Origin of the sequence: Bradyrhizobium sp. HKCCYLS1011 (genome assembly GCF_051167795.1) — a bacterium.
In the GTDB taxonomy this organism is placed as follows: Bacteria; Pseudomonadota; Alphaproteobacteria; order Rhizobiales; family Xanthobacteraceae; genus Bradyrhizobium.
In genome coordinates this window covers 98,463-111,150 of the sequence record NZ_JBNPTT010000005.1, presented here as the reverse complement: position 1 = coordinate 111,150, position 12,688 = coordinate 98,463, and the positions used below count along the sequence as shown (strand labels likewise).

General features: G+C 61.2%; 9 protein-coding genes. 8 read left to right on the top strand and 1 reads right to left on the bottom strand.

The window, feature by feature from the left end; all coding sequences use genetic code 11:
• Positions 1–4: 4 nt before the first annotated feature.
• Positions 5–1,873, bottom strand: coding sequence for a type VI secretion system Vgr family protein (locus ACQR1W_RS17495; RefSeq protein ID WP_434851956.1), 1,869 nt, complete (start codon positions 1,871–1,873; stop codon positions 5–7).
• Positions 1,874–2,212: 339 nt separating this feature from the next.
• Here ACQR1W_RS17495 and ACQR1W_RS17490 point away from each other — a divergent pair, with 339 nt between their 5' ends.
• From ACQR1W_RS17490 to tssH, 8 genes are all read left to right on the top strand, one after another.
• Positions 2,213–3,526 carry an ImpA family type VI secretion system protein gene (locus ACQR1W_RS17490; protein WP_434851955.1) on the top strand — a complete coding sequence of 438 codons (1,314 nt, stop codon included), beginning with the start codon at positions 2,213–2,215 and terminating at the stop codon, positions 3,524–3,526.
• A gap of 123 nt (positions 3,527–3,649) precedes the next feature.
• The gene (gene tssB, locus ACQR1W_RS17485; RefSeq protein ID WP_434851954.1) at positions 3,650–4,177 is read left to right on the top strand and encodes a type VI secretion system contractile sheath small subunit; all 528 of its coding nucleotides are present in this window, start codon (positions 3,650–3,652) and stop codon (positions 4,175–4,177) included.
• A 17-nt stretch (positions 4,178–4,194) separates the two neighbouring features.
• Positions 4,195–5,697: a type VI secretion system contractile sheath large subunit gene (gene tssC, locus ACQR1W_RS17480; RefSeq protein WP_035981828.1), complete on the top strand. Its 1,503-nt coding sequence runs from the start codon at positions 4,195–4,197 to the stop codon at positions 5,695–5,697.
• 48 nt (positions 5,698–5,745) lie between these two features.
• Positions 5,746–6,231: an Hcp family type VI secretion system effector gene (locus ACQR1W_RS17475; RefSeq protein WP_434851953.1), complete on the top strand. Its 486-nt coding sequence runs from the start codon at positions 5,746–5,748 to the stop codon at positions 6,229–6,231.
• A 225-nt stretch (positions 6,232–6,456) separates the two neighbouring features.
• Positions 6,457–6,963, top strand: a complete 507-nt coding sequence (tssE, locus tag ACQR1W_RS17470) for a type VI secretion system baseplate subunit TssE (RefSeq protein ID WP_434851952.1) — start codon at positions 6,457–6,459, stop codon at positions 6,961–6,963.
• A 1-nt stretch (position 6,964) separates the two neighbouring features.
• The gene (gene tssF / locus ACQR1W_RS17465) at positions 6,965–8,932 is read left to right on the top strand and encodes a type VI secretion system baseplate subunit TssF (protein ID WP_434851951.1); all 1,968 of its coding nucleotides are present in this window, start codon (positions 6,965–6,967) and stop codon (positions 8,930–8,932) included.
• Entirely contained in the window at positions 8,896–9,948 is a 1,053-nt protein-coding gene (gene tssG / locus ACQR1W_RS17460; protein WP_434851950.1) for a type VI secretion system baseplate subunit TssG, read from the top strand. The genes tssF and tssG overlap by 37 nt, the downstream gene beginning before the upstream one ends.
• 98 nt (positions 9,949–10,046) lie before the next feature.
• On the top strand, positions 10,047–12,686 hold the full coding sequence (gene tssH, locus ACQR1W_RS17455) for a type VI secretion system ATPase TssH (protein WP_434851949.1): 2,640 nt from the start codon (positions 10,047–10,049) through the stop codon (positions 12,684–12,686).
• Positions 12,687–12,688 lie beyond the last annotated feature (2 nt).

Genomic DNA, 12,688 nt, shown 5'->3' with positions numbered 1-12,688 from the left:
GGGGTCAACCGACGAGAGTTGGCGTGCCGTGGCCAACCAGCGGCCCGCCGGCCGCAAGCGCCATGGCGCCCTGCGCCGTCATGGCGATGGTCGGCGCGTTGACGATGATGCCTGCGGGGGACAGGATGATCTGGCTTGGACCAACCTGCAGGGTGATGTTGACGTTGGCGGTGAGCGTGATGCTCAAGCCTGCGTTGACGGACTGGTCCATGGCCAGCGTGATATGCTGCCCGCCCAATTCGATATCGAGCTTGTCATTGCCGTTCTTGAGCGTGGTCTTGCGGGTGTCACCGCCGAACGCAGCCTCGCCGATGGTCCTTGTCTCGGTGTCACGGACGGTTACGTCATGGTCCTTCTCGGCATGCACCGTGATCTTCTCGGACCCTTTCTTGTCCTCGAAATTCCATTCGTTGTAGCCGCCACCGCCCTTGGTGGAGTCCGATTTCACGCCCGCGATCGTCTTCTTGGACGGCAGATCGTAGGGCAGCTTGTACTCGTCGTTGTACACGGTGCCGATCACCAGGGGCCGATCCGGATCGCCCTCCAGGAATTCGACCACCACTTCCTGTCCGACACGCGGAATGATCTGGCCGCCCCAACGCTTGCCAGACCAGACCTGGGCCACGCGCAATCGGCAGGACCGCTTCTTCTTGCGATCCCAGAAAAAACGGACATAGATCTCGCCCAGCGACTCGACGTCGATCTCCTCGCTCGAACCATCATCCTTGGTCACGACCTTGGCGGTCTGGACACCGTTGATCCTCGGCTTTGGCGTCATCATCGGCGAGCGAAATGGCCGATCGCTCGGCAGAAACTCATAGCTGCCGAAATAGACGTGTTGCCCGGCGTCGCTGGGACCGCCGGTGCGATAGGATTCGATCGAAAACGAGTGCGTGGCTCGCACCACGAGATATTCGATGTTCTGCGAGTCCTTGGAGTGCTTCTCAAGCTTCGTCAGCCCGCCAGGAAACAGGTTGACGGCGTCGCCATTGCCGCGCCGCCGCCGATCCATCGCCTGCTCGGCTTGGAGCTGGATTTTCGCGTAGCGCTCGCCATCGGATTTCTCTTTGAACTTGCCGGGATAGTCGTAAAACTCCATCTCGGACCGGGTGTAGTGTTCGGTGCCCTTGGCGTCGCTGATCATCTGCGCGTTGGGCTTGAGGTAGTTATAGTCGTTGAGCTCGATCTTGCCGGTGCGAAACCGGCGTTCCGAGACCCATTCATAGATGTGCTGTTCGCGGCGGCGGTCGGCGCCCGTCAACGGGATATAAGGAATCGTAGCGAGACCGTTGATCGAGCTGTGCGACGATTTGGAGTCCGCCAATACCAGCGTATGTTTGCCGCCCTCATGCTTGAAGAAATAGTAGATGCCGTGCTGCTCCATCAGCCGGCAAACGAAGTTCAGGTCGGTTTCGCGGTACTGAACGCAATATTCAAGCTTCGGACAGGAGCCCTCTTCGGTCAGCTTGGATTCGTAGTCGGTGAAGCCGCGTTCGTTGAAGACCTCCTTGATGATATCGGGTGCCTTCTTGTCCTGAAAGATCCGGCAATCGGTGGTCCGCGACAACAGCCATAACCAAGGCCTCAGGACGATCCGGTAGACGAAATAGTCATTCTTCACCCCGAGCCACTGCGCTTCCGTCAGGATGCCGCTGAACTCGCGCTGCTTTTCATGCAGCTTGATGGTCAGCGTGCACTGCTGGCCGATCGCACGGTCGAAGTCGAGATCGGCATCCTCGCTGAGACACTCGATACGATATTCGAACAATTCGCTGAGACCTTCCGACGCCTCGAATCCGGCGAAGACCAGAACGTCCTTGCCGAGAGGCGTCTTGAGTTCGCAGAGGCGGGTATCCTGGGTAAGCTGGCCCATGTGGGCAGTAAACTCCCTGGCTAACCACATGATCGGCTGCGAAAAGCAGATCAGGTGTTGTGCAAGAACCTCAGGACTCCTGCCGTCACTGGCGGTGCTGGCAGGTCCGTCCGGGGTCGGCCTCCTGACGCGCATAGCAGCCGTCTAGGGAACCACCCCACCCCCATATAGTCGGCTCCAAGAGCTTGCCGGTTCACGCGAAAAATCATGAACACGGAGAATGAACCGGGACCGCCAAGCCTCTGACCCATAAGGCAGTTGGATCGTGATCGGATTGCATGATCCCCCAATTGTCACCGTTCGGCAGAGGGCCACGGCCCAGCAGAGGACGCTTCCCGGATGCTTGATGTCGCCTCCCTGACGCAGCCCATCGCGGCCGACGATCCCTGTGGGCCGGATCTCGACGCTATCGGCGACGTGCAATATCTCAATTTCTTCGCAGGTGCGGAATCGCTCCTGCCGATGTCGTACTTCGAAGTCGTCAACGCCAATGGAGAGCGCGGGCGCTTCGATCCGAAAACGATCGATTTTGCCGGCCAGTTTGCCGCGGCGCAGCCGCTACTGGCGCGCACCCGCGATCTCCGCCTGAACCTGCTGCTGGCCAAGTTTTCCATCCTCAATCGCGATCTCGACGGCTTTCTCGGCTGCCTGAAGGCAACCAATGTGTTGCTGCGCGAGCAGTGGGAAGCGGTGCATCCGCGGGCCGAGGACGGCGACTATGCGCTACGGGCCGTCACGATCGAAGCGATCGACGTATTTCCAACCGTGATCAACCCGCTCCAATTCCTTCCGCTGATCGAGAACCGCAGGTATGGCAGCCTCAACTACCGTGCCTATCAGATCGCCAAGGGCGAAATTCCTGCCGGCAACGCCGACGTCGACGGCCCCGATCTCGCAACAATCGAGCGCATCGTCGGCGAAACGGACCTCGACACGCTCAAGGCCGCCAGCGCGCGGTGCTCAGCGGTGGCCGCCGAAATCGCGGATCTCAAGTCCATCTGGCACGAAAAATTGAACTCCGGGCAACCTATCAGTCTGGACAGGCTGTCCGGCGTGGTGAGCGGGATGGCCGCCTGGCTGGCGGGTCTTGTCGTGGCCCGCGATCCGACCGCGGCCCCCCCACCCGCGGAAGATGCCGCTCTCGTCGACGCGCAAGCGCCGGTGGACGCAGCTGGCGCGCTGACCTCGCCGGCGCAGGCCTCCGCAGCGCTTGCCGCCGCTGGTGACTATTTTGCCCGAATGGAACCGTCCAACCCGGCGCTACTGCTGGTGCGTCAGGCGCAGGAGATGGTCGGCAAATCGTTCATCGAAGTGATGCGCATGCTGGTGCCCTCCCACGTGGAGAACGCTGCGATCAACATCGGTCGCGACAAGGTCTTCGACCTGCCGATCGAGCGGATGGCTGAACTCGCCACACCGCTCTCAGCGACGGCCGCGAGCGACGCTCAAGATATTGTTTTTTCGGTAGAAAATAGAATGCAGGCGTTAGGCCTGCTGGCGAAGGTGGCAGCGTTTTTCCGGGCCGCAGAACCGTCCAGCCCGATCCCACTCTTGGTCGATCGCGCGCGCGATCTCGCTCAGCGAGACTTCCTGAGCCTCTTAAATGACGTCCTCCCCGAGGGCGCGCTGAAGACAGTCGATAAATCGTATTGAACCGACCTTTCGTTCGAGGGGACTAACTGGACATAACGAAGCTTTGCCGAGCGCAAGTTCAATCAACCTATCAACCTGCGTCACGCAATTCCGCTTTCACAGCGATTTTGTAGCGAGGGGAACATGGCAACGGACAGCGGTCAGAAATTCATTCGGCGAAACCGCGCACCACGCGTGCATATTACATATGAAGACCCCTACGACGCCGAGCGGCTGATCGAACTGCCGTTCGTGATGGGCGTCCTCTCAGATCTGTCCGGCAACAATCCCGGCGTCGAGAAGACCAAGGTCGAAGAGCGCAAGTTCCTCGAATTCGACATGGACAATTTCGATGGCCGAATGGCGGCGATCCAGCCCGGCGTGACGGCGCGCGTCGCAAATCGTCTCAGCGAGAACCCCGACGAAAAGATCTCCGTCAATCTGCGCTTCAACAAGATAGCGGACTTCACACCTGTGGCCGTGGCCCGCCAGGTGCCGGTGATGGCCAAACTGCTCGAAGCCCGTGAACAACTCGCCAATCTGCTGCGCTACATGGATGGCAAGGTGGCCGCCGAGGATCAGCTGAAGAAGCTTCTCGCCGATCCTCAACTGATGGCCGCGCTGCGCGAGCGCGCGACGAGCCAGTCGACCGAACCCGACAGCCAGAGCTAAGGGAAGGAATGGGGACCATGGCAAAAGACGCTGCTCATCAAGAAACCACTTCCCAGGTCGGGACCGTCGAGGCCGACGAGTTCTCCGCTCTGCTGAAGCAAAGCTTCAAGCCGCGCACTGAACGCGCGGCGACCGAAGTCGAGAACGCAGTCACCACACTCGTTCAGGAAGCGTTGAAGGACACGAGCGTCATCAAGTCGGACGTGCTCGATACCATCGAGGAGATGATCGCGCGCATCGACCAGAAGCTGACTGCGCAAATGAACGAGATTCTTCACGCACCTGAATTCCAGGCGATCGAAAGTGCCTGGCGGGGCCTCCACTATCTCGTGTTCAACTCGGAGACCGACGCCAACCTCAAGATCCGGGTGATGAATGTCTCCAAGAACGAGCTGTATCGCAACCTGCGGCTTTATCCGGACGCCCGTTGGGACCAGAGTCCGCTGTTCAAGCAGATCTACGAGTATGAGTTTGGTCAGTTGGGCGGCGAGCCGTTCGGCTGCCTGATCGGCGACTACTATTTCAGTCACCTCCCCACCGACGTGCAGTTGCTCCGCGACCTCAGCAAGATCGCCGGCGCTGCGCACGCGCCCTTCTTCAGCGGCGCCGAGCCGACGCTGATGGGAATGGACTCCTGGACCGAGCTGTCCAATCCTCGCGATATCGGCAAGGTGTTCGACACGCCGGAATACGCAGCATGGAAGGGACTGCGCGATCAGGACGACTCGCGCTATCTCGGCCTGTGCATGCCGCGGGTGCTGGGGCGCCTGCCCTACGGCGCCAAATCGGAGCCGGTCGAAGAGTTCGCCTTCGAGGAAGAGACTGACGGGCACACCGGCGACAAATACGGCTGGATCAACGCCGCCTATGCGATGGCCGTCAACATCAATCGCGCCTTCAAGGAGTTCGGCTGGTGCACTCGGATTCGCGGCGTGCAGTCGGGGGGCGAGGTCATTAATTTGCCGACCCACACGTTCCCGACCGACGACGGTGGCGTGGACCTGAAATGCCCGACCGAGATCGCGATCAGCGATCGCCGCGAGCACGAACTTGCAAAGGCGGGCCTGATCCCGCTGATCCATCGCAAGAACACCGACAAGGCCGCCTTCATCGGCGCCCAGTCGCTGTATAAGCCGAAGAAGTATTTCGGCGAAAAAGGCGTGGATGCAACCGCGTCCGATAACCTCTCGTCACGTCTGCCCTACATGTTCGCCGTGTCCCGCTTTGCGCACTATCTGAAGTGCATGGTTCGCGACAAGATCGGATCCATGAAGGAGAAGGATGAGCTGACAGTCTGGCTGCAGACCTGGATCAATGAATACGTTGATGCCAACCCAGCCCTATCGTCAGAAGCTCAGAAAGCGCGCAAGCCGCTGGCCGCTGCGAAGGTCGAGGTCATAGCAAACGAGGAGAACCCGGGATATTACAACGCACGCTTCTTTCTCCGTCCACACTTTCAACTGGAGGCGATGGACGTCGGCCTCAGCCTGGTCTCGCGCCTGCCTGGCCCCAGCTCCTGACGCTGCAACATCGCAACCCCAAACATCAGATATTGAGAGGAACATGCTATGGCTGTCGACATCTTCCTGAAACTCGATCCCATCAAGGGCGAGTCGTTGGATGACAAACACAAGGACGAAATCGATGTCTTGAGCTGGTCATTCGGCGAGAGCCAGACCGGCACTTTCCACAGCGGCTCCGGCGGCGGCGCCGGCAAGGTCAGCGTCCAGGATCTTCATTTCACGCACTACGTTGACAAGGCCACGCCGGAGCTTTTCAAGGTCTGCGCGAACGGCAAGCACATCGACAGCGCGATCCTCACGGTCCGCAAGGCCGGCGAGAATCCGCTGGAATATCTCAAGATCGAGATGAAGCAGGTCCTGGTCTCCAGCGTGTCCACGGGCGGATCGCACGGTGAAGAGCGGCTTGTCGAAAACGTCAGCCTGAACTTCGCGAAGGTGAAGATGACCTACAAGACCCAGACCGAAAAAGGCGGCGCCGGAGCTTCGCCGACATTTGGCTGGGACGTTCCTGCCAACAAGGAATGGGCCTGATTGTCGCTCCGCGCTTGGCGCCGGTTGCGAATGCGCAGCCGACGCCAAGCGGTGCGATTTCGCTCCCTTTGCTCGGACGCCACGCTTGAGCGTCCGGCCGTCTTCTGAAACCACCTCACGTCGAAGACCAATTGCCGCTCCAGCAGACAGCAAGCGGCTCGGAGGCATGATGGGGACTGGAAAGTGACAATTACCCCAAGGCGAGATCGGCTCTCTCCCCCGCTGATGCTGGCGTTTCGCTCGGCTCATGAAGCGCGCGATGCCCGCAAGAAACTCAATCTGCGCGATGAGTTCGGGGAGCGGGTGATTGCCGGACGGCGCAGCGCCGGCCGCTTTCCGATCTCGGAAACCTTGCTCCGGCGCGAAGTCTCCCATGACATTGAAACGCTCCTTAATACCATCGCTCTGGAATCGACCCTAGACCTCATCGGGCGGGATTGCGTCCGAGCATCGATCCTGAACTACGGGTTTCCCGATATTGCCCACCGATCGATCGACGAGGTCACGGACGACGAACTCAGCGATGCTCTGCGCGCAACGCTGACGACTTATGAACCAAGGCTCGATCGCAAGACGATACGGGTCCGCCGCGACGGCTCGGTCGGCCCTGAGCAGCTGAAGCTGCGCTTCATCGTTCACGCCGACCTGAAAGCCGAGCCGCTCAACGTCCCCGTGGAATTCGTCGCCGACGTCGACCTCGACAGCGGCGACGTCCAGATCAACCGACTTTGACATGAACCGCGAATTCCTCGACTTCTACAATCGCGAGCTGTCGCTCCTGTATGAGCAGGCAGGAGACTTTGCCGAGGAATATCCCGGCATCGCAGAGCGCCTCGGCGGTCTGGTCCGGGATCGCTCGGATCCAATGATTACGGGACTGCTGGAAGGCGCCGCGTTTCTCGCCGCCCGCGTTCAGCTCAAGCTGAAGCACGAATTCCCGGAATTCACCGCAAACCTGCTTGAGCAACTGGTTCCGAACTATCTTGCCCCCACACCGTCGGCCATGCTGGTCATGGCGCGGCCGCCCTACGCCGACCCGGCCTTGCGAGATGGCAAGAAGATCGCGCGCGGGGCCTATTTCGACGCTACCTACCGCGAGAGAGAGCGAAGCCTCTCCTGCCGATTTCGACTTTGCCGCGATATCGTGCTCTGGCCATTCGATGTCACCGGCGCCGAGTATTTCTCGACGGCTGGCGCGCTGCAGGCGCTCGGGATTCCGGTTGGCGGCGACGTGATCGCCGGGCTCCGGCTGTCGTTGACCCATCGGACCGCCGCCCGGCTCGATGAGGAACTGCCGGACGCAGAGGCACGGACCAAGCCCGAGACCTGGTTTTCGGGCTGCCGCGTCAGCGAACTGCCGATCTACCTGTCCGGCGCGGAGTCCGACGCCATCGCGCTTTACGAACAATTGATCTCGAATTGCAGGGGCGTCTACTTCCGGCATCTGGACGACTTCGGCGATCCGGTGGTGACGCGCGCGCCCCATGACTGCGTGCAGCAGGTTGGCTTCGATGAGAACGAGTCGCTGTTTCCCAACGACAATCGGATCTTTCGCGGCTCGGAGCTGCTCCGGGAATATTTCATGTTTCCGCGCAAGTTCCTTGGCATCAATTTGACCGGACTTCGCAGCGTGATGCCGCGGCTGCGCAGCAAATCGATCGATATCGTCTTCGCCTTCGACGAACATAATTCGCGGCTTGCCGCCGCGGTGCGCCCCGACACCTTCAAGCTATACACCGCGCCGGCGATCAACCTGTTCGAGAAGACGAGCGATCGCATCCCCGTCAAATCGAACACTCACGAATACCATGTCGTGCCCGACCGCAGCCGCTATCTCGAATACGAACCGCACCAGGTGCTCGAAGTTTACGCGCACTTTCCGGCAGAGAAAGACAAGCGACCGGTACGCCCGCTGTATTCGGCTGCCGTCGACCGGGCCAGTGGATCGGTCGAAGGGCTTTATTTCACGGTCCGCCGGCTGCCTCGGCGCCGCACGGTGGAAGAAAAGACCTATGGCGCGTCCTCCGACTACACCGGGACGGACATGTTTCTGTCCTTGCTCGAACCTGGTGAACTCGGCGGCGAAGGCTCCGTCGCCGAACTCAGCGTCCGGGCGCTGTGCTCCAACCGCCATCTCACGGAGCACTTGCCGGTCGGTCACGGCGGCGCCGATTTCCGCCTTCTGGACGATACATCCCTTGATTTGGTGTGCATCGCCGGACCGACCCGACCGCGTGAGCCGGTGGTGGCTCAGCTGCGCAGCCGCAGCGAGATTGCGAGCAGCGGAATTGTCAGCTGGCGCCTGATCAATATGCTGAGCCTGAACTACCTTGGCCTGGTCGAGCGCGGCGGTGGCAAGAACGCCGCAGCACTGCGGGAGATGCTGTCCCTGTTCGCCGACCAGTTCGACGACGCCACAGAACGCAAGATCCGGGGCGTGCGCAGCATCGAAAGTCGACCTGTCGTGCGGAGAGTGCGCGAGCGCACCGGCAGCGGCGCGGCGCGAGGCCTCGAGATCACCGTCACGCTTGACGAGAAAGCATTCGAAGGCAGCGGCGTGTTCTTGCTCGGCGCGGTGCTGGAGCGCTTCTTCGCGGAGTATTCGGGCTTCAACACATTCACCCAGACGGTCATCTCGACACCCGAGCGCGGCGAGATCATACGGTGGCCGCCGCGCATGGGCACGCGGAGGCCGCTGTGACGCTGATCGACCAGATGAAAGCCGAACCCTGGCGGTTCGACTTCTTCGATACGCTGCGCCAGTTCGAACGCGCCAACCCGGACCGACCGCGGATCGGTGACAGTGCCGCGCGCCGCGAAGAATATGTCGACCTCGGCCAAGTGCCTTATCTCGAGTTCCCCGCCTCCAACCTCGCGGCGGTCGACGACCAGGCTGGCCGGCTCAGGATCCTCGTCAAATTTCTCGGCCTTCTGGGACCGCAGGGCGCCCTGCCGCTTGGCACCACCGATGAAAGTCTCGGCTGGTGGCTGATGCGGGACGACGCCTTCCCGCGCTTTCTTGACCTCTTCAACGGACGCTTCCTGCAACTGTTCTTTCGCGCTTGGGCTGACGCGCGGCCCATCGCGCAGCATGACCGTCCGGCAGAGGACCGATTCATCGCCTATGTCGGGTCCTTCGCCGGCTTGGGCTCCGAGGTTTTCGCCAATCGAGACACCGTCCCTGATATGGCGAAGCTCAGCTTCGCCGGACTGGTCGCGCCCGGCACGAAGTGCGCGTCGCGGCTGACGCGGTTCCTGCAGGGACTGTTCGATGTCCGGGTCGAGATCGACGAATTTGTCGGCACTTGGCTCTCGTTCGACCCGAGTCACTGCAGCCGGCTGGGCGGCAGCCATGCCAGGCTCGGCCGGGACGCTCTTCTGGGCTCACGCGTATTCAGCGTGGAAGACAAGATCAGGGTTCGAGTCTTCGTCAAGAATTTTGCGCAGTACGAGCAGTTCCTGCCGACGGAGACACCCAATTTGTCGGAGCCTCTGGCCGACGCCGTCTTCTTCTATATCGGCGATGAGCTGGAATGGGAGGTCGAGCTCGCCATTCCGGCGGGAGAGGTCGTTCCGGTCAGGCTCGGACAGAGCGGACGACTTGGGTGGACCACCTGGGTCTCGCCGAACTGGACATCCACGGAAGAATATCGCCGCGATGCCCGTTTTCAGCTCGGCGAACGCTTGAGGGCTCGTCGGAGTGCTGCCGCGCTTTGAACCTATCGGCCGCGCAAACCGTCCTAACGTTGTGGGTTCGAAGCGATTTTCCGCTTGATGCCGATCATCCGCGGAGGACTTGAGCAGGAGGGGCCAACGTGACGGATATCAGCCTTGAAGCTGTAACGGGCAAGCTGAATCGCTCCGGCTACGATGCCTTCATCCAGGCCCTGCGCCACGCCAAGAGCGCCGGCAACCGCAATGTCGAGCTTGCGCACTGGCTGTTTCATATCCTGCAGCAGGAACGCACGGATCTCAGCCTCTCGGTGGACCACTACAGGCTGGACCGGGCCCGCTTGTTGTCGGACCTTGCCGCCGTCATCAACGGATTTCGCAAGAACGAAACCGACATGCCTGGCGTCGCCAACGCGGTCATCGATCTGCTCGATCGCGGCTGGCACTATGCCACGCTTTTCTTCGGCGAAACGCAGATCCGCACCGGCCATCTGCTGGTGGCAGGACTGAAGTCCAACGATATCCGTCGCACGTTGAACAACCTCTCGCAGGAATTCGCCAAGATAAACGTGGATGCATTGGCCGCGGAGCATCGCGCGGTCTGGGCCGGCTCCGACGAGGAGACGATGCGGCCGATGGACGGCTCCGGATTGGTCGGTGCCGGCGCTGAGCGCGCGGACCAAACCGGTCCCAAGGGGACGACGCCTCTCGACCGCTTCTCCCAGGATCTCACCGCCAAGGCAAAGTCAGGCCAGATGGATCCGATCCTTGGTCGGGACGAGGAAATCCGCCAGCTGATCGACGTACTGATGCGCCGGCGCCAGAACAATCCAATCCTCACCGGCGAGGCCGGCGTCGGCAAGACCGCGGTTGTCGAGGGCTTTGCCCAGCGTATCGCCGCCGGCGACGTGCCGCCACCGTTGCGCAATGTCAGGCTCTGCGCGCTTGACATCGGCCTGATGCAGGCTGGCGCGTCCATGAAGGGCGAGTTCGAACAGCGCTTGCGCTCGGTGATCGACGAGGTCCAGAGCTCACCCACGCCCATCATCCTGTTCATCGACGAAGCTCACACGCTGATAGGCGCCGGTGGCGCAGCGGGCACCGGAGATGCGGCCAATCTCCTGAAACCTCCTCTGGCCCGCGGCACGCTGCGGACGATCGCCGCCACCACATGGGCGGAATATCGCCAATATATCGAGAAGGACCCCGCGCTCACGCGACGCTTCCAGCCGATCCAGATCGATGAACCTGATGTCGAGACCTGCTGCATCATGCTGCGCGGACTTCTTGGGCCGATGGAAAAGCACCATGGTGTTCGCATTTCGGATGCCGCAATCGTTGCAGCAGTCAACCTGTCGCACCGCTACATTCCTTCACGGCAGTTGCCTGACAAGGCGGTCAGCCTGCTCGACACCGCCTCGGCACGCGTGGCCATCAGCCAGAGCGCGACGCCCGCACTGATCGAGGATACCCGCGTCGCGATCACCGCCCGCGAAGCTGAGCGGTCGGCGCTCGTCAGCGACGGCGATCTCGGGATCGAGGACAGCGAACGGATTGTCGCGATCGACAGCGACATCGCGGCGCTTAAGGAAAAACTGACGAGCCTCGAGGCCGATTGGGCGGCGGAGCAGAAGCTCGTGAAGGACATCCGCAGCATCCGTGAGATCCTGTCCGAGCCCACGGAAGACGAAGATCCGGCTACAAAGCGCGCGGAGCTGCGCGGGAAATTCGAGACGCTGGAAGGCATCAATCCCGAGAAGCGGATGGTCTACGCCCATGTGGACCAGCAGTCGGTGGCGTCCGTAGTATCTGACTGGACCGGCATTCCGGTCGGCCGGATGATGCGGGACGAAATCGAAACCGTGCTGAAGCTGCCGGAGATCCTCAATCGCCGCGTCGTCGGACAGTCCCATGGGCTGACGATGATCGCCAAGCGGATTGAGACCAGCCGCGCCAAGCTGGACAACCCGTCAAAGCCGATCGGCGTGTTCATGCTGGCCGGACCATCCGGGGTCGGCAAAACTGAAACCGCCCTCGCGCTTGCCGAGACCCTCTACGGCGGCGAGCAGAACATGATCACCATCAACATGTCCGAGTTCCAGGAGGCGCACACCGTTTCGACCCTGAAGGGCGCACCGCCCGGCTATGTCGGCTACGGCGAAGGCGGTCGCCTCACCGAGGCTGTCCGGCGTAAGCCCTACAGCGTCATCCTGCTCGACGAGGTGGAGAAGGCCCATCCCGACGTCCATGAGATTTTCTTCCAGGTGTTCGACAAGGGAATCATGGAGGATGGAAACGGACGGCGGATCGACTTCAAGAACACCCTGATCATTCTGACCACCAATGTAGGCACTGATCTGATCATGGGCTTGTCGCGCGATCCGAAGTATCGCGACCAGCCGGAAGAGCTCGCCAAGATGCTGAGGCCGGAACTTCTGAAGGTGTTTCCGGCCGCGCTTCTCGGACGCATCGTCTCGATCCCATACTTCCCCCTTTCCGACGAGATGCTCGCCGGCATCGTTCGTTTGCAGCTCGACCGGATCGGACGGCGCCTCCGAGACAATCACAACGCGGCCTTCAGCTATGACGATGCCGTGGTGGAGCACATCGTGTCACGCTGCAACGATCCAGATTCCGGCGGGCGCATGATCGACAACATCATCACCAACACCTTGCTGCCGGCGCTGGCGCGCGAATTCCTGAGCAGATCGCTTGCCAAGGAGGACGTCAAGCAGGCGCGCGTCTCGATCGAGAACGATAATTTCGCGTATTCGTGGAACTGAGA